Source organism: Rhizobium sp. BK316, assembly GCF_014193695.1.
Lineage (GTDB): Bacteria > Pseudomonadota > Alphaproteobacteria > Rhizobiales > Rhizobiaceae > Rhizobium.
The window spans coordinates 348,095-365,532 of sequence record NZ_JACHZR010000002.1 but is presented as its reverse complement, the minus strand read 5'-3'; the positions used below and the strand labels follow the sequence as shown (position 1 = coordinate 365,532).

Here is a 17,438-nt window from a genome sequence, read left to right as displayed (position 1 = left end):
GCGAGGATTGACGCCTTTGGCATCGCGTCGGCAGCGTCTTCAGATATTCGATCACTTCGCGGTTTCTTCGCCGGGCAAGCAGATCACGGCCAGCGTGTTGCGCGACGTGCCGCAGGCCGGATTACGACAGATCGTCACCGTCATCGTTTTCATCCATCGGTTTGCGGCGATCGGTGATCACCTCGGGATAATCCACCTGCATGAAATAGAGCCCGTCCGGCGGCGCCACGGGACCGCAGGCTTTGCGATCACGAGCGTCCAGTGCCGCGCGCACATCATCTGACGTCCACTTGCCTTCACCCGCCAGCTTCAGCGTTCCGGCGAAGGAGCGGATCTGATTGTGCAGGAAGCTCTGGGCGGTGGCGCGGATCTCGATCAGTTCGCCATTGCGGGTCACGTCCAGCCGGTCGAGCGTGCGCACCGGACTGTTTGCCTGGCAGTGGGCCGAACGGAACGTCGAGAAATCGTGCTTGCCGACGAGCGTCTGGGCTGCGGCATGCATGACCTCGTGATCCAGCACCTTCGGCACCCACCATGCCTTGCCCGCCTCCAGCGCCAGCGGCGCGCGTCGGCTGATGATGCGATAGAGATAGTGCCGGCGGAGTGCGGAAAAGCGGGCATCGAAGAATTCGCTCGTCACCTCGACACTGAGGATCGCCACCTTCTCGCGAGCAAGCTTCAGATGGGCATTCAGCGCATTCTGAAGCTTGAAAGGCGACCAGTCCTTCGAAAGATCGGCATGGATGACTTGCCCCATGCCATGCACGCCTGAATCGGTGCGCCCCGCACCACGAATAGAAACGGTATCGCCACTTGCCGAAAAGATGGCCTTTTCGATCGCGCCCTGCACCGACGGCCCGTTGTCCTGCCGCTGCCAGCCGACATAAGGGCCGCCGTCATATTCGACGATCATGCGGTATCGCGGCATCAGGCGAGCCTCGTGCCCGCGGCAAGCGGCGTACCATGAAGGAAGTCGCCGGCGGCGAGCGGTTTGCCACCGGCCTTCTGCAGCTTTGTAAGGCGGATAGCGCCCGCTCCGCAGGCAACCACGAGATCGTCGGTCAGAAGTGTACCGGCCGTACCCTCACCCGCCGTAAGTTCGGAACCGAGCACCTTCACGCGCTCAGCTTTACCGTTGATCTCGAGTTCGAACCAGGCGCCCGGGAAGGGCGCGAGGCCTCGGATATGATTGTGAACGTCTTTGGCGTCGCGGCTGAAATCGATGCGTGTTTCTGCCTTGTCGATCTTGGCGGCGTAGAGCACGCCTTCGGCCGGCTGGGGGGTGAGCGGCAGATCGTCCATCTCCAGCTTGACCATGGCCTCGGCCATCGCCTTTGCGCCAACATGCATCAGTCTGTCGTGCAGTTCGCCCGCTGTCATGTTCGGGCCGATCTCAACTTCGCGGGTGAGCGCGACGTCGCCGGTATCGAGACCCTTGTCCATATTCATGACCATCATGCCGGTCTTTTCATCGCCGGCCATGATCGCCCGCTGGATGGGCGCAGCACCGCGCCAGCGCGGCAGCAGCGAAGCGTGACCGTTATAGCAGCCGTAACGCGTGCCGGTCAGGATTGCTTCCGGCAGCAGCAGGCCGTAAGCGACGACGACGCCGACATCGGCGCCGAGCGCGCGGAAACGTTCACGCTCTTCGGGGTCTTTGAAATTGACCGGCGTAAAGACCGGCAGGCCGAACAGCTCAGCCGCCTGGTGTACCGGCGATTTCTGGAGGTCGAGCCCGCGTCGTCCACCGGGCCGCGGCGGCTGGGTATAGACGGCAACGATCTGGTGGCCGGCCTCCACAAGCAGGCGCAGCGTCGGGACGGAAAACTCGGGCGTTCCCATAAAAACGATACGAAGAGACATTCTATCTCACCAATTGAGGATCACCGTCTCCAAACGGGTTTGCCGGCTCATAATAAAGCCCGCTCGAAGTCTTTCGTACATGCCGCTGCCAGCCCGCTTAGAGTGCCTTGGACTTGGAAGCCTTGGTAAACTTCTTGATCACCATTTCGCGCTTCAGCCGCGAGATATGATCGATGAAGAGCACGCCGTTCAGGTGATCGATCTCGTGCTGGAGGCAGGTCGCCAGAAGCCCATCGGCCTCTACACTCTGTTCCTTGCCTTCGCGATCCAGATATTTGACCGTGACTTTCGCGGGGCGTTCGACCTCCGCGTAGTAGTCGGGAATGGAAAGGCAGCCTTCCTCATAGACGGACCGGTCGTCCGAGGAGCTGACAATCTCCGGATTGATGAAGACGAGCGGCTGCTTATCCTCGCCTTCCTTCGACAGATCGATGACGAGCATGCGGCGCGCAATGCCAATCTGGATCGCGGCAAGGCCGATGCCCGGTGCGTCGTACATGGTTTCCAGCATGTCGTCGGAGAGCCGCTGGAGATCGGCGTCGACCCGCTCGATCGGCTTGGAAACCTGACGGAGAACCGGATCGGGAAGAATGATGAGTGGCTTGATGGTCATGGCGTTCCCATAACCCATCTTTTCACACTAGGGAATCATCCGCTGGGCAGGGATTGCGGTTTTTTGCAGCGGCTGCCCGGTTTTTGTCCGGATTGTCAGGCTGCGCGGCGAGCGGCACCCGCAACCTGACGGCCTTCGGCGCGTGCGCGGAAACGCTGCAGCAGCTCAATGAGGTTTTCGACCTCATCCTTCAGCCTGCGGGTTTCGGCGGACGTACGCTCGACCATGCCAGAATTCTGCTGGGTGATGGTGTCCATATTGCGGATCGCCACGCTCACCTCGTTGACGCCGGTCGCCTGATCGCGCGCAGCGGCGGCGATATCTGCAACGAAGCTGTTGATGATGTCGATGCGGCTGATCATGTCGCTCAGCGCCTCACCGGTGCTGCTGACGATGTTGACGCCCTCGTTCACCTGCGTGGAGCTTTCAGAGATCAGGTTCTTGATCTCCTTGGCGGCATCGGCCGTGCGCTGGGCAAGCTGACGAACCTCCTGCGCGACGACGGCGAAGCCCTTGCCTGCATCACCGGCACGGGCGGCTTCGACGCCGGCGTTCAGCGCCAGCAGGTTGGTCTGGAAAGCGATCTCATCGATGACGCCGATGATCTTGGCGATCTCGGTGGAAGACTTCTCGATGCCGGCCATGGCCGAAACGGCGCTGGTGACGAGTTCGCCGGAATTCTTGGCTTTCTCCTGCGTTTCGCGCACGGCGCCAGACGCCTTCTCGGCATTGGCGGCGGTCTGGCTGACGCTGACGGAGAGCTGCTGCAGCGCGGCCGAGCTTTCTTCGACGCCGGCTGCCTGCTGCGCGGTGCGCAAGGCGAGATCGTCCGTCGCCTTGGACATCACATCGGCACCTTCGAGAATGTAGCTGGAGGTCGCGCGGACGGAAGTGAAAGAATCACGAAGGGCGCTGACAGCCCTGTTATAATCCTCTGCCATCTCACGAAAATTACCGGGCAGATCCGAGGGAAGCGTTGCTTCGAGATCGCCGCGCGACAGCGCTTCGAGGCCGCGGCGCAGATGTTCCAGCGCCAGCGCCTGATCGGCTTCGGAGCGGGCACGTTCTTGTTCCAGCGCGTGGCGTTTTTCCTCGAGCGCCTGGAGATAGACGGAGATGGAATAATCCATGTCGAGCATCGCCGCCTTGATGACGGCAGTCAGCTTTTCGGCGAGCGCCTTTCCCTGCTGGCGGGCAAAGAGCGATGGCCACTGCTTTTCCATCAGGCCGCGGACGAGCTCCGACATGACAAGCGCATAACCGCCGATATGCCAGCGCGGCTCCAGGCCGATGCGGGCATGGGTGCGGCCGACGGCCGTGACGCCGCTCACATAGCGCTCGTCGAAATTGCCGCCAGAAAGATTGCCCCAATGCTCCTGCTGACGCTTCTTGGCGTGGCCCATATGAGCCCTGTCGGAGAAAAAGCCTGCGACAGCCGGGGTCTTTGCAAGCTTGCCGTAAAATTTGTCTAGTGCGCCGCCGAGAAGCTCCGAGATCGCCGGCCGCAGCTCCCGCAGGTTCTTGCGCGCCTCATCGTCAAGCTCAATGAAGTCAAGGCGCTGCCTGAGGGCATTGTCGGTCTGCTGGGGAGTCATGGACGATCTCTATCTGGCGCGAATGCGGAGGGGATAACGACGCCAGATTTGGCGAATATGGTTGAGCAATCGTTAAACGCATCGCTAATTTTTCTTCTGTTACAGCGAAGTAGCTGGATAGCACTGAAAAGGCCAGCGTGGACTGTTCACGTTTTGATCTGGATATCGCCGGCCATTTTGTTATGTTGTGGTATGACCATGACACCCGACTCACTCACCATTTCCCTGCCCATACTGAGCCCTGGCGTGCTTGCGCTCGCTGGCGGTGCGCTCGCCGTCATCATTCTCGTGACGATCGTGTTTGCGCTGCGCAGCGCCGGCATTCGTCGCGAAGAGGCAGAAGAGGCCAATCTTCGCGCTGCAGAAAGCGAAGCGCGCATGGCCGAACTTCTGAAAATTCAGGCCGAGATGCAGGGGCGCATCTCGACCATGACGGAAGTCTTTGGTGCACGGCAGGCCGAGCTCAATCAGGCGATCAATCAGCGGCTCGACGGCATGTCGCAACGCATGAACTCGACGCTGACCGAGCAGACCAAATCGACGCATGACAACCTGCAGAAGCTGCAGGAGCGCCTGGCGGTGATCGATGTCGCCCAGAACAATATCCAGACGCTCGCCAAGGATGTCGTCGGGCTGCAGGCCATTCTTTCCAACAAGCAGACGCGCGGAGCCTTCGGCCAGTCCCGCATGGAAACGATCGTCGCCGATGGCCTGCCTATGGGCGCCTATGCCTTCCAGCAGACGCTTTCCAACGGCTCGCGACCGGACTGCACGATCCGAATGCCGAACGGAGCACCGCCGCTCGTCATCGATGCCAAATTTCCGCTCGAAGCGTGGAACGCGATCCGCGATGCAGGCGGACCGGATGCGGGCAAGCTTGCCGCCCAGCAGTTTCGCCGAGACATGGAAGTCCATATCAAGGATATTTCCGAGAAATATCTGATCCAGGGAGAGACGCAGGACACGGCTTTCCTCTTCGTTCCCTCGGAATCGATCTTCGCTGAAATTCACGAGAATTTCGAGGCGATCGTGCAGAAGGCTCACCGCGCACGTGTCGTCATCGTCTCGCCTTCGCTCTTGATGCTGTCAATCCAGGTCATCCAGGCCGTTCTGAAAGACCAGCGCATGCGGGCACAGGCGCACGTCATCCAGGGCGAAGTCGCCCTCCTCATGGACGATCTCGGCCGGCTCGACGAACGCGTGCGCAAGCTGCAAGGACATTTTTCCCAGACGCAGCGCGACGTGGACCAGATCATTACCTCGGCGGACAAGCTCACCAAGCGCGGCGCGAAGATCGAGGCGCTGGAATTTGAAGCGAGCGGTGACGGCAAACAGGCCCGCGAGGACGAGCCGATGGCGAAATCGGTCGAAAGCCGAACTGGGTTGCTCAAGCTCAGGGTGGTTGACGAGGAGTGATCGCTTCGGCAGTGTCGCGGCCCGAAGCAAGGGACGGACATGCCATGATCACAGTTTTCGGCTCCATCAACATGGACCTCATCGCCACCACCGAGCGCCTGCCGAAGCCCGGCGAAACGGTTGCCGGCAACAGCTTCGCAACGGCCGCCGGCGGCAAGGGCGCCAATCAGGCGCTCGCTGCCCGACGCGCGGGCCGCTATGTCCATATGGCGGGCGCTGTCGGCAAGGATGCCTTTGCCGAGGGCGCCCTTGAACTGCTCGATGGCGCCGGCACTGATCTTTCCCTCGTCAGCCATGTCGAGGGACCGACCGGCATAGCCCTCATTCTCGTCGGCGGCGACGGCGAGAACATGATCGCCGTCATTCCCGGTGCGAACGGCAAAGTCAACGGCGACAGCGCCGAGGCCGCCGTCAGCGCCATGGACGAGGGCGACATACTGATGCTGCAGCTCGAAGTCCCGGTCGAGGCGGTCGAGCGTGCGCTTGCCGCCTCTCGCGCCAAGGGCGTCACCAGCATTCTCAATCTTGCGCCGCTCATTCCGGATGCCCCGCGTCTCGGCCGGCTTGCCGATATCGTCATTGCCAATGAGACCGAGTTCGAGCGGCTGGCGGGACAGGAAAACATGACTGCCGACGATCGCGAGGCGGCATTGGAGCGCCTGCATGCGGAAACCGGCCAGACCTTGATCGTCACGCTCGGCGGCGATGGGGTCATCGCGATCCGGGGTGGCAAGATTTCTCGCGCGCAAGGCCTGATCATCGAACCTGTCGACACTGTCGGAGCAGGCGATACGTTCTGCGGCTACTTCGCCGCAAGCCTCGATGAGGGGCTGGATTTCGACTCGGCGCTGCGCCGCGCAGCGGTCGCCGGTTCGCTCGCTTGCCTGAAGCCGGGCGCTCAGCCCTCCATTCCGCTCGCAGCCGAGGTCGCAGACAGAATATAGTCCAGTCCAGCTGCGAACTGGCCATGAAACACGACCCCTAATTTTGGGGCAGCGTGCAGGATTTGCTGCCGAGACATATAGAATTTCATTCAAATTTAAGAGGTTTCTGGCGATCCTTCGGGCGATCACCGCCTCGCTCATCGTCGAGGCGGTCACCCCCAATGGCAGCTCCATGATAGAGCGTGCCTTACCCGCTGCGCCGGAGAATGGCCCTTCGGTGCGTCCTTGCCCCGAGGAACCTATGTTCATTTTCAGAATGAAATCGCTTGCGGCGAAGCTCATCGTCATTACCGGCGCCGCCATTGCACTGGTGCTTGTCGTTTCGAACCTCTTCCTCATCGACCAGACCCGTAACCGCGTCCAGACCCTGACGCTGGATCAGGCTAACTCGGAAGCCAAATCGATCGCCAATGAGATTGCAGCCAATGTCGGGGAGCTCGCGAGCGCTGCCCGCACCATGTCGGGCGTCGTCGGACGCGGGCATGAAGGCAAGATCCTCGACCGCAAGGGCATCATCAGCATTTTGAAGGCCAATCTCGAACAGAACGCTTTCGCCTTCGGCAGCTGGTTCTGCGAGCAGCTTGGCGCCTTCGACGGCAAGACCACGGAAATCGCCAACAACAACGACGAAGGCACCAACAAGGTCGGCGCCTTTACGCCCTACTGGTCGAAGACCAGGACCGGCGACATCCAGTTCTCGACCTTCGACAACGATTACACCGCCGAATGGTGGAAGCTTGCTGCCGATAGCGGCAAGGGCGCGATCACCGCGCCCTACCTCGCCGAAGGCACCGACGTTCCCACGCTGCTGACCTCGATTGCCTATCCGGTCATGTCCGGCGGCAAGATGATCGGCGTGGAAGGCGTCGATATTTCGCTGAAGTCGCTCACCGATAAGGTGCAGGCGCTGCGCCCCTTCGGCTCCGGCCGTGTGACGCTGATCGCCCAGAACGGCAATTGGATCGTCGCTCCGACCCCCGACCTGATGTCGAAGCCTTATGGCGACAATCCTGGCTCGGCTGACGTGAAGGCTGCGCTTTCCTCCATGAAGGTCGGCCTCGTCAAGAACCTCAGCTTCGATGGCCTCGATCCCTTCGACCGTGTCGTCTATCCCTTCGCCGTTCCCGGCCTGAACGCCAACTGGGTCGTGCTGGTCGACGTCCCGCACACGGCGATGAATGCGCCGGTTCAGGACCAGACCTTCATGATGGTCATCAACGGCATCATCGTGCTCGGCGCCGTGCTGCTCGCCCTTTACTTCGCCGTCCGCTCGCTGGTTCAGCGTCCGCTCGCTGGCCTCGTTTCCAGCGTCAAGGCGCTGAGCGACGGAAAATACGACGAAACGGTTGCCGGCCAGAACCGTGCCGATGAAATCGGCTCGGTCGCCAAGGCTCTCGAAGGCTTCCGCTTCGCGCTTGCCGATACGCGGCGTCTCGAAGCCGAGGCCGACAATCAGCGCCTCGCGGCCGAAACCGAACGCGGTCGCTCGGAATCGGAACGCCAACAATCGGTCAACCTGCAGCGTCACATCGTCTCGATCGTCGGTGCAGGCCTTTCCGAACTGTCACAGGGTAATCTCGGCCACCGCATTACAGAGGAATTCCCCGGCGAATACGGCAAGCTGAAGCAAGACTTCAATGCCGCTCTGGCAAGCCTCGAGGAAACCATCAATACGATGAGCCTCAGCGTCGTCAATATCGGCTCCGGTACGGGCGAAATCAGCAATAGCGCCTCCGACCTTGCCAAGCGCACCGAGCAGCAGGCGGCAAGCCTGGAAGAGACGGCGGCAGCGCTCAACGAGCTGACCGCCCAGGTCAATTCCAGCGCCGAGAACGCCCGGACGGCCGCTGACAACGTCAATCTCGCCTGCGAAGACGCCGAGAAATCAGGTGAAGTGGTGCAGAAGGCGATTGCCTCCATGCACGGTATCGAACAGTCGTCGACGGAAGTTTCGCGCATCATCGGCGTCATCGACGAAATCGCCTTCCAGACGAACCTCTTGGCTCTGAACGCTGGTGTCGAGGCTGCGCGCGCCGGTGAAGCCGGCAAGGGCTTTGCAGTCGTCGCGCAGGAAGTCCGGGAACTCGCCCAGCGTTCGGCGAATGCCGCCAAGGAGATCAAGACGCTGATCAACACCTCAGCCGTCCAGGTCAAGGAAGGCGTCGATCTCGTCGGGCGCGCCGGCGAGACGCTACACAAGATTGCCGAGCAGGTGATGGGCATCAACGGTCTCATCCGCCAGATCTCAGCTTCGGCCAGCGAACAGGCCGTCGGCCTGAAGGAGATCAACCAAGCCGTGAACCAGATGGATCAGGTCACGCAGCAGAACGCCGCGATGGTGGAAGAAACCACCGCAGCCAGCGTGACACTGAACGACGAGGCTCAGACGCTGAAAACACTGGTCACCCGTTTCCGTGTCTCCAGCCAGGGCAATGCCGCGGCAGCACTGCGCTCCACCGCACAGCAGATGCGCGCACCGGCTGCGCCGACACCACGCGCCGCTGCTCCGGCACCGCGCCGGGCCGTTGCCCAGTCCCGCGGCTCGGCCGCTGTGGCCCAGGACAATTGGGAAGAGTTCTGATTGCTGGTCGCATAACAAGAAAAAGGCGCCTGATCACTCGGGCGCCTTTTGCATTCCGGATAGATCGCCAGCTTCAGGCAGCGTTCGACGTCTGCTCTTCGTTGAGGAAGGCATAAATCGCCGAGGCGGAGTCGGTCGCGCGCAGCTTGGCGACCAGATCATGATCGCGCAGCACGCGCGCGATGCGCGAAAGCGCCTTCAGGTGATCGGCGCCGGCGCCTTCCGGCGCCAGCAGCAGGAACACCAGATCGACCGGCTGGTCGTCCAGCGCTTCGAAATCGACCGGCTGTTCAAGCCGGGCGAAAATACCGACGATAGAGTGAATATTGACGAGCTTGCCGTGGGGAATGGCGATGCCGTTGCCGACGCCGGTCGAGCCCAGGCGTTCACGCTGCAGGATCACATCGAAGATTTCCCGTTCGGAAAGCCCCGTAGTCCTGGAGGCTTTTGCTGCCAATTCCTGAAGCAACTGTTTCTTGGAATTTACCCTGAGGGCGGGAATGATCGCATCCTGGTGCAGCAAATCTGCCAATGCCATTTCTTTTTCCTTCTGTCGCCAAGACCAAGCTTCCGAGGGAGCCGCGCCCTGCGCCACTCCCTCGCCCTGATCTCAGCCTTTGATATTGGCCGAATCGATCCAGCCAATATTTCCGTCGTGACGACGGTAAACGATGTTGAGCTGTTCTTTGCCGGGGCTGCGGAACAGGAGAAGCGGCTCGTCGGTCATGTCGAGCGCCATGACGGCGGTTGCGACGGACATCGTCTTCAGCTGCTTCGTACTTTCGGCGACGATAGCCGGAGCGAAATCGTCCGGGACCTCGTCTTCATGATCGGGAACCGCGTCCATGACCGTGTAGGCGACTTCTGCAAAGCCGCTGCCGTTCAGATGATTTCCGGAGTGGTGATCCTTGAGCTTCCGCTTGTAGCGGCGCAGGCGCTTCTCGATACGCTCGGATGCCGCATCAAAGGCAATCTGCGGATCCATGGCCTCGCCTGCTGCATGCAGCACGACGCCGCTATCGAGATGAAGCTTGCAATCAGCGGAAAAACGAGAATTCGACTTTTCCACGATCACCTGACCGGAATATCCCCCGTCGAAGTATTTCGTGACGGCCAAACCAATTTGGTCCTCGATCTTTTGACGGAAGGAGTCACCAATTTCCATATGTTTACCGGATACACGCACACTCATGGAGTTTCCCTTCTTATGGTCGTTTGCGAGTATCAGTTTACGCCAAGCCTCAACCTCATCCAAGCACTTCGCGCAATCTCAAGCAAGATGAGCTCAAGTCTGCGTGTCCCTGGTGCCTTGAGGATGATGGGGATAATGCCCGGATGCCCTTCGCTGCTCCGATTGCGGCGGGCTTCTAGCGACGGCCTCCCGGAAAGTCAATAGCCCACCAAAGCGATGTCTAGTATACGCGGAAAACGTGCAGTGAAAATCCCATAAAATGGGGACGCCTCCGCCATCAGCGGCTCCAGGCGGCGATCAATGACTCGCCCAAGCATTGCAAATCAGAAACCAGCGACCTTGGCCAGCGCTCGCTTTTCCCTACGGCGTTGGACAGAAGAGGCGATGTTCATCGCCTCGCGGTATTTGGCGACCGTACGGCGGGCAAGATCGATCCCACCCTTCTTGAGCATATCGACGATGTCGTCGTCGGAAAGCACCGCATCGGGGTTTTCCTGCAGGATCAGCGTGCGAATCTTGTGGCGGACTGCTTCAGCCGAATGGCTGTCACCGCCCTCGACGGCGCTGATCGAAACCGTGAAGAAATATTTGAGCTCGAAGAGCCCGCGCGGCGTCAGCATGTACTTATTCGAGGTGACGCGGCTGACCGTCGATTCATGCATCTTGATCGCCTCGGCCACTGTCTTCAGGTTCAGCGGCCGCAGATGATCGACGCCGTGCAACAGGAAGGCATCCTGCTGGCGCACGATCTCGCTCGCCACCTTCATGATGGTCTTGGCGCGCTGGTCGAGGCTGCGCGTCAGCCAGTTGGCGCTCTGCAGGCATTCGGAGAGGAAGGCATGATCCTCGCCGTTCTTCGCTACGTGCGAAAAATAGGACTGGTTGACGAGGACCCGTGGCAGCGTATCCGGATTGAGCTCGACCAGCCAGCCACCATCCGAGGAGGGGCGGACCACAACATCGGGCATGATCGCCTCTGAAACGCCGGCCTCGAAACCGCCGCCGGGCTTCGGATTGAGCTGGCGGATTTCTGCGAGCATGTCGAGCAGGTCTTCCTCATCGACGCCACAGAGGCGCTTCAGCGTGGCGAAGTCACGCCGTGCCAGCAATTCGAGATTTTCGACCAGCGCCTGCATGGCGGGATCGTAACGATCCTTCTGGCGGAGCTGAATCGCCAGGCATTCGGCGAGATTGCGGGCAAAGACGCCTGGCGGATCGAGCGTCTGCAGTGCCGAGAGCACACGCTCGATATCTTCTGCATCAGTACCGAGACGCTCGCCGGCTTCGGCGACATCTGCCTGCAGATAGCCCGCATCGTCAAGCTGATCGACCAAATTCTGGGCGACGAGGCGATCAGCCATATCGGGCAACACAAAGGGTATCTGCTGGGCAAGATGATCGCGCAGGGACACTTGGCCGGCGACAAAATCATCAAGATCGTAATTGTCAGCACCTTCGGCGCTGCCTGGCATCGACTTCCACTGGCTGACGAGTTCCGGGGCATCAAGCCGCTGCGGCGCCCCGTCATCCGGGAAGACATTGGTGTAATTGGCGTCCAGCTCATCGCTCAGCCGGCTCGGGCTGCCATTGTCGTACCAGTCGGCGGAAAGCGTTTCGTCGCGGCCTTCATAATCGCCGTCGCCCGCATCCTCCGATTGCGGGGGGTGGGGTTCGTCGGCAGCTTCGCCACGTTCGCCGGACTCACCTTCGCCCGACGGGAATTCAAGGAGCGGATTCTTCTCCACTTCCTGGGCGATAAATTGCGTGAGTTCGACATGCGTCATCTGCAGCAACTGGATGGACTGCATCAGTTGCGGTGTCATCACCAGGGACTGGTTCTGTCGCAGAAAAAGATTGGCAGACAGGGCCATGGCGGACGCGAAACTCCCTCGACTCCTCCAGGAAACCGCGCCCGATCAAGTTTTCAGGCCACGGAAATCCAAGTTGGCCCAAAAATTGCCTTTTTATCCTATTTGGTCAAGCGGAACCTATACCGCAGCCGTAATTTTCTGTCGCCCCGGATTGGTTCAGAGACTGAAATTGTCGCCCAGATAAAGCCGCCGCACTTCCGGATTGTTGACGATGTCGTTCGCACGCCCATGCGTCAGCACTTCGCCGGCATGAATGATATAGGCCCGGTCGATCAGTCCCAGCGTCTCACGCACATTGTGGTCGGTGATCAAAACACCGATACCGCGTGCCGTCAAATGATGCACGAGGTTCTGAATATCGGCAACCGAGATCGGGTCGACACCGGCAAAGGGTTCGTCGAGCAGCATGAAAGTCGGGTCGGTCGCAAGCGCACGAGCAATTTCCAGGCGTCGGCGCTCACCGCCCGAGAGAGCCACGGCCGCACTCTTGCGGAGCTTGGCGATGTGAAACTCCTCAAGCAATTCGTCGAGCTTGCGCTCGCGCGCCGCCTTGTCCTTTTCATGGACCTCGAGGACGGCGCGGATATTCTCCTCCACTGTGAGCCCACGGAAGATCGAGGCTTCCTGCGGCAGGTAGCCGACGCCGAGGCGTGAGCGGCGATACATCGGCATCGTCGTCACATCGTTGCCGTCGATTTCGATCGTTCCCTCATCGACCGGCACGAGGCCGGTGATCATGTAGAAACAGGTCGTCTTGCCGGCGCCGTTCGGCCCCAAGAGACCGACCGCCTCACCACGTCGCACGACGAGTGAAACGCCATTGACGACGCGCCTCGTCGCGTAGGTCTTGGTCAGACCGCGCGCGATCAGCGTGCCCTGATAACGGGCCTTATCGACAGGAGCGGCCGCGGCTTCCGACGCGGCGCTACCGGACTTGGTGGATAACGAGAATAACTTCACGTGAAAGGCCGACTTCTCAATTCTGCTTTGGCTGCTGACTCGGCTGCGATTTTGGATCGAGCTGAATCTGAACGCGACCACCGCAGCTTTCAAGCTCCGCCTGACCGGTCGCCATGTGAACGGTGAGCTGGCAGCCGGTAAAGACGTTCGGGCCATCGGTCAGAACGACTTTCTTACCCGTAAGGATGAAGACCTGCGAGGTCATATCGAAATTGCCGTCATCGGCGGTTGCCGTCTGCGTGCCCGAGGTCAGGTAAACCTTATCGGTCACCAGGATCTTGTCGATATCGGCACTACCAGAGGCAAGCGAGTTCGATTGTCCCGCCGCGGCCGGAGCCGTCTCCGCAGCAAGTGCCGGCGTGGTGGCAGCATCACCCGCCGCCGGCTGCTTCGACTTGTCCTTGTAGTAGACCGTCATCTTGCCGGCCTGCAGGGTCGTCGTCCCCTGAACGACCTTGACGTCGCCGGTGAAGAGCGCCGTGTGTTCCTGATCATGGATTTCCAGCTTGTTGCTTTCAATCTGGATCGGCTGGTCGCTGGAAAGTTTCATCCCAGGCATCGTCGTCGACTGAGCGGCCGCCCCCGCGACCGAAAGGACGAAGGCAAGTGCGCCGGTGATGAAAGCTACGCCAGTCTTACGAGTTGAAATGCGACAATCTTTTGTCATTTGACCCGGCTCTTTAGGTGCCCTGTTTGTGGATGGTGGATGATTCAACATTCATGCGAACATTCCCCTCGAATGTGATCACGCGCCCCTTATCGGTTATATTCATCGACCGCGCAACAATCGAAGCATTGTCCTTGGTAATTCTGACGGGTTCGTCCGTCGACATGTTTCCGCCCTTGATATCAAGGTGTGCGGATTGGAAATTCGCAACGAGACCGCTGCTCAAAACGAGCGTGAACGGCGCCGTCATGTGCAGGTTGTCGGTGGCGCGGTTGAAATCCGCAGTCGTCGCCGTGACACGGGCCATCAGGCCGTCATTCATCGGCACCGCAGCCTTGATCGTCTCCAGCGTGATGAGGTCTGGATTGCGGATATCCTGCAGCGCGCGTTCGGCGAGCATCGAATAATTAATGCCATCGGAGTTGCGGCCGGCAATGGCCGGCTTTTCCATCACGACCTTGCCATTCTCGATCTTGGCACCCTCGATCTTGATGGTTTCCGGCAGGTAAGTGCGGATCACCGAGACGGCGACGAAGATGAGGGAAATGATGAGGGCTGCGACGGGCAGCAAAAACTTGAGGCGGCGGACACGCGCGGAATGGAACCGGGCAAGGCCATAGGCGCTGTCCTTTGGCCCTGCGTATGCGGGCTTCCCGTTGTTCCTGAGGGTATCGAGCATATGCCTGGTCCGTTTGTGATGATCGTGCCGCTTATATAGCAATGCCGGGCGCCAATCACAGTTCGTTTCGCATTATTACATTGGCTTGCCAATATGGATTTTTTTCTGCAACAAGCAACTAAACCGAAAATAGCAGGTTTCCAGGCATTTTCCCGGGGAAGCTTGCGCCTTATCTCCCCAGCGGAATACCGCCGTTGGGTTTCGTCTCTGGAGGTTGGAATGGACAGCTCGATCATCGCAGACCGCCGGCTGCTGCGCCGCAGGCTTGGCTTCTGGCGCCTTGTCGCGGTCGTGCTGCTCGTTGCGCTCGGCTTTGCGCTTTACAGTTTTGCCTTCGGCGAAAGCAGCACCGCGCGGCCCCATATCGCCCATGTGACAATCTCCGGCCTGATCACCGATGACGACGAGCTGCTCGAGCGGCTGGAAAAGATCAAGGACAACGATCAGGCCAAAGCAGTCGTGATCTCGATCTCTTCGCCCGGCGGAACGACCTATGGCGGTGAGAAGATATTCAAGGCGATCCGGGCGATTGCGGAGAAAAAGCCCGTCGTCTCCGACGTCAGGACGCTTGCAGCCTCTGCGGGGTACATGATCGCGACGGCTGGCGATACGATCATTGCCGGCGAAAGCTCGATCACCGGCTCGATCGGCGTCATTTTCCAGTATCCGCAGGTTCGACCGCTGCTCGACAAGCTCGGCGTCTCGCTGCAGGAGATCAAATCCTCCCCGCTCAAGGCCGAGCCCTCGCCGTTCCACGACACCAGCGAGGAAGCCAAGACCATGATCCGCAACATGGTTCTCGACAGCTACGACTGGTTCGTCAATCTCGTTGCCAACAGGCGCAAATTGCCGCACGAGGAAGTGCTGAAGCTTGCAGACGGCACGATCTATACGGGCCGGCAGGCGCTGAAGGTGAAACTCATCGATGCGGTCGGTGGGGAGCCCGAAATCCGCGCCTATCTGACCTCCCGGAACGTCAGCGACAAACTGCCGGTCGTTGACTGGGACAAGAAGAGCAGCACGCCCTTCCTGCTCGCAGGGGCTGTTTCGCGGTTGATTACGATCCTTGGTTATGGTGATCTTGTCAAAGGCCAGGATCTCAACGGCATCCTGCCCCCAAAGTTGCTCCTTGACGGGCTGCTTTCAGTTTGGCAGGTTGGCCAGGATTGAATAAGAAATCAATAATTTAAGGGGGCGACCGTGATCAAGTCCGAATTGGTGCAGATTGTTGCGGCACGCAATCCGCACCTCTACCATCGTGATGTGGAAAATATCGTCAATGCGGTCCTCGACGAGATCACTGATGCGCTTGCTGCCGGCAACCGCGTCGAACTGCGCGGCTTCGGCGCGTTTTCGGTCAAGAACCGCCCTTCCCGCTCCGGCCGTAACCCGCGCACCGGCGATACTGTCTTCGTCGAGGAGAAGTGGGTTCCCTTCTTCAAGACCGGCAAGGAACTGCGCGAGCGCCTGAACCCTGGCCAGGCCGACGAAGAGGATTGATCCTCGGAGACGGGCATCAAGCCGCACTTGAACTTCGTCGCCGCACGTCTATTCTGGCGCCCATGAAGCTTGCCTTCGCCAAACCGGCGCGGAGAACGACATGACCAAGAAGATTGTCAACCTTTTGATTTTACTGCCGCTTGGCGTCATCCTGATCATCTTCTGCGTTGCCAACCGGCAGAGTGTGACGCTCGCCTTCAATCCGTTCCGGCCGGAAGATCAGGTTCTTTCCCTCGCCGCGCCCTTCTTCGTTTTCCTGCTGATTGCCTTCATCCTCGGCATGCTGGTGGGCTCGGCCGCGACCTGGTTCAACCAGAGCAAACACCGCAAGCGCGCCCGCCTCGAAGCCAGGGAAGCGATCCGCTGGCAAGGCGAAGCAGACCGCCACAAGACGCGTGCGGAACAGATCGCCGGGCAGTTGCCCTCGCGGTGATTGCTTCTATTCCCCTGACGACGGAACGAAACTCAGCTCTTCATAATCGCCTTCGGTCGAGGCGCCCCTGCCGGTGACCTGAAAGCCATGTGCCAGATAGAAGGCCTTGGCGTGGCGGTTATTGACGAGGCATTTCAGCCGATACGGGTGCTTTGGCCAGGCGGGAAGCGATTGCAGCAAGGCGGTTCCCGCGCCTTTGCCCTGAAACTCGGGCAGAATGTAGAGCATGTGGATGAAATCATCCGCCGCCCAGATCGAGATGAAACCGGCTATTCTCCCATCTTCTCCCTCGCAGACGGAAACGATCTCGCCATTCGTATGGGCGGCAAAATCTTCCTGATAAAAATTGCCGGGATCGACCCAGGTAAAGGTCTGGCGCCGGACGGACAGGTAGATGTCAGCAAGCTGCATCACATCTTCGGGGCGGTTTGGTCGGATTTTCCAGCTCATCGGTCTTGCGTAAAAGGGATTATCAGGGATGCCAAGTCTTCGAGCTACAGCATCGGCCCGAAAATCGGAATCGATTTTCGGAAAGCCTGATGCGTAGATTCAAAGAGGTAGAGCGTCCTTTGTGCGTCCGAATGGACGCACGGCGCTCTAGCCTGCAGCCTTTTCGACAACGGCAGCATTGAAATTTCCCCAGAAGCGACGAGCGAGCTTTTCCAGCGTGGCACGGATCAACCGGCTGCCGATCTCAGCAATTCGGCCTCCGGTATCGCCGTCGGCTTCATAGCGCAGAAGAGTATGCAGCCCCTCATCGACCAAGGTAACATCGGCCTCTCCTTTGGCGAAGCCGGCAATGCCGCCCCGCCCTTCCGCGGCGATGGTGTAACTGCGCGGCGCGTCGACATTCGACAGTCTGATCTCGCCGTTGAAGGTCACTGAAAACAGGCCGAAGCCGACTTTGACAGTTGCCAGGAATTGCGTCGGCGACAGTTTTTCCACACTCTGGCAGCCGGGGATGCATTGCCTGATGATATCGGGATCGTTCATGGCCGCCCACACGACATCCCGCGACGCGGCGATGCGTTCCTCCCCGATCAGGTCCATCAGCAATTCCCCATTTCCATAGCTGGACCATATCATGATGGGAAAGCGCTTTGCCAAGGTCGGACAGGATGCTA

The 17,438-nt window shown here is 59.9% G+C and carries 18 protein-coding genes and 1 pseudogene; 6 read left to right on the top strand and 13 right to left on the bottom strand.

Annotated elements, in window-relative coordinates; all coding sequences use genetic code 11:
- Positions 1-22 precede the first annotated feature (22 nt).
- The 5 genes and pseudogenes from FHT87_RS10330 to FHT87_RS10310 all read right to left on the bottom strand — a co-directional run.
- Positions 23-144 (bottom strand): annotated as a pseudogene (locus FHT87_RS10330) (arsenate reductase (glutaredoxin)); the annotation flags it as partial.
- Positions 122-928, bottom strand: coding sequence for a tRNA pseudouridine(38-40) synthase TruA (truA, locus tag FHT87_RS10325; protein WP_183728004.1), 807 nt, complete (start codon positions 926-928; stop codon positions 122-124). The pseudogene FHT87_RS10330 and the gene truA, both read right to left, overlap by 23 nt.
- On the bottom strand, positions 928-1,863 hold the full coding sequence (gene fmt, locus FHT87_RS10320; RefSeq protein WP_183801558.1) for a methionyl-tRNA formyltransferase: 936 nt from the start codon (positions 1,861-1,863) through the stop codon (positions 928-930). The genes truA and fmt overlap by 1 nt, the downstream gene beginning before the upstream one ends.
- 97 nt (positions 1,864-1,960) lie before the next feature.
- The gene (gene def / locus FHT87_RS10315; RefSeq protein ID WP_183727998.1) at positions 1,961-2,476 is read right to left on the bottom strand and encodes a peptide deformylase; all 516 of its coding nucleotides are present in this window, start codon (positions 2,474-2,476) and stop codon (positions 1,961-1,963) included.
- 95 nt (positions 2,477-2,571) lie between these two features.
- On the bottom strand, positions 2,572-4,071 hold the full coding sequence (locus FHT87_RS10310) for a globin-coupled sensor protein (RefSeq protein ID WP_183801555.1): 1,500 nt from the start codon (positions 4,069-4,071) through the stop codon (positions 2,572-2,574).
- A gap of 192 nt (positions 4,072-4,263) precedes the next feature.
- Between FHT87_RS10310 and FHT87_RS10305 the strand changes: the two genes are divergently transcribed.
- From FHT87_RS10305 to FHT87_RS10295, 3 genes are all read left to right on the top strand, one after another.
- Positions 4,264-5,487, top strand: a complete 1,224-nt coding sequence (locus FHT87_RS10305) for a DNA recombination protein RmuC (RefSeq protein WP_183801552.1) — start codon at positions 4,264-4,266, stop codon at positions 5,485-5,487.
- Between the two features lie 44 nt (positions 5,488-5,531).
- A complete protein-coding gene (locus FHT87_RS10300) occupies positions 5,532-6,431 on the top strand; it encodes a ribokinase (RefSeq protein ID WP_183801550.1) in 900 nt (299 codons plus the stop codon).
- Positions 6,432-6,672: 241 nt separating this feature from the next.
- Complete coding sequence (locus FHT87_RS10295; protein ID WP_183727990.1) at positions 6,673-9,012, top strand: methyl-accepting chemotaxis protein; 2,340 nt, start codon at positions 6,673-6,675, stop codon at positions 9,010-9,012.
- Positions 9,013-9,085: 73 nt separating this feature from the next.
- On the opposite strand, the gene ptsN is transcribed toward FHT87_RS10295, so the two are convergent.
- The 6 genes from ptsN to lptC form a co-directional block, all read right to left on the bottom strand.
- Entirely contained in the window at positions 9,086-9,550 is a 465-nt protein-coding gene (gene ptsN / locus FHT87_RS10290) for a PTS IIA-like nitrogen regulatory protein PtsN (RefSeq protein ID WP_029868958.1), read from the bottom strand.
- A 72-nt stretch (positions 9,551-9,622) separates the two neighbouring features.
- A complete protein-coding gene (raiA, locus tag FHT87_RS10285) occupies positions 9,623-10,204 on the bottom strand; it encodes a ribosome-associated translation inhibitor RaiA (RefSeq protein ID WP_183729185.1) in 582 nt (193 codons plus the stop codon).
- Positions 10,205-10,527: 323 nt separating this feature from the next.
- Positions 10,528-12,075 carry an RNA polymerase factor sigma-54 gene (gene rpoN / locus FHT87_RS10280; protein ID WP_183801547.1) on the bottom strand — a complete coding sequence of 516 codons (1,548 nt, stop codon included), beginning with the start codon at positions 12,073-12,075 and terminating at the stop codon, positions 10,528-10,530.
- A gap of 156 nt (positions 12,076-12,231) precedes the next feature.
- Complete coding sequence (gene lptB / locus FHT87_RS10275; protein ID WP_183801544.1) at positions 12,232-13,035, bottom strand: LPS export ABC transporter ATP-binding protein; 804 nt, start codon at positions 13,033-13,035, stop codon at positions 12,232-12,234.
- Between the two features lie 16 nt (positions 13,036-13,051).
- Positions 13,052-13,702, bottom strand: coding sequence for an LptA/OstA family protein (locus FHT87_RS10270; protein WP_183801541.1), 651 nt, complete (start codon positions 13,700-13,702; stop codon positions 13,052-13,054).
- A gap of 13 nt (positions 13,703-13,715) precedes the next feature.
- Positions 13,716-14,381 (bottom strand): LPS export ABC transporter periplasmic protein LptC, encoded by a 666-nt coding sequence (gene lptC / locus FHT87_RS10265; RefSeq protein ID WP_183801537.1) that lies wholly within the window; start codon positions 14,379-14,381, stop codon positions 13,716-13,718.
- A gap of 219 nt (positions 14,382-14,600) precedes the next feature.
- Between lptC and sppA the strand changes: the two genes are divergently transcribed.
- From sppA to FHT87_RS10250, 3 genes are all read left to right on the top strand, one after another.
- A complete protein-coding gene (gene sppA / locus FHT87_RS10260; protein WP_183727979.1) occupies positions 14,601-15,551 on the top strand; it encodes a signal peptide peptidase SppA in 951 nt (316 codons plus the stop codon).
- A 30-nt stretch (positions 15,552-15,581) separates the two neighbouring features.
- Positions 15,582-15,881, top strand: a complete 300-nt coding sequence (locus FHT87_RS10255; protein WP_003544934.1) for an integration host factor subunit beta — start codon at positions 15,582-15,584, stop codon at positions 15,879-15,881.
- 100 nt (positions 15,882-15,981) lie between these two features.
- The gene (locus tag FHT87_RS10250; RefSeq protein WP_183801534.1) at positions 15,982-16,314 is read left to right on the top strand and encodes a LapA family protein; all 333 of its coding nucleotides are present in this window, start codon (positions 15,982-15,984) and stop codon (positions 16,312-16,314) included.
- Positions 16,315-16,320: 6 nt separating this feature from the next.
- Here FHT87_RS10250 and FHT87_RS10245 read toward each other — a convergent pair whose 3' ends face one another.
- Together FHT87_RS10245 and FHT87_RS10240 are read right to left on the bottom strand one after the other, a co-directional pair.
- Complete coding sequence (locus FHT87_RS10245) at positions 16,321-16,764, bottom strand: GNAT family N-acetyltransferase (protein ID WP_183801531.1); 444 nt, start codon at positions 16,762-16,764, stop codon at positions 16,321-16,323.
- A 147-nt stretch (positions 16,765-16,911) separates the two neighbouring features.
- A complete protein-coding gene (locus FHT87_RS10240; RefSeq protein ID WP_183727973.1) occupies positions 16,912-17,364 on the bottom strand; it encodes a carbon monoxide dehydrogenase subunit G in 453 nt (150 codons plus the stop codon).
- Between the last annotated feature and the right edge of the window lie 74 nt (positions 17,365-17,438).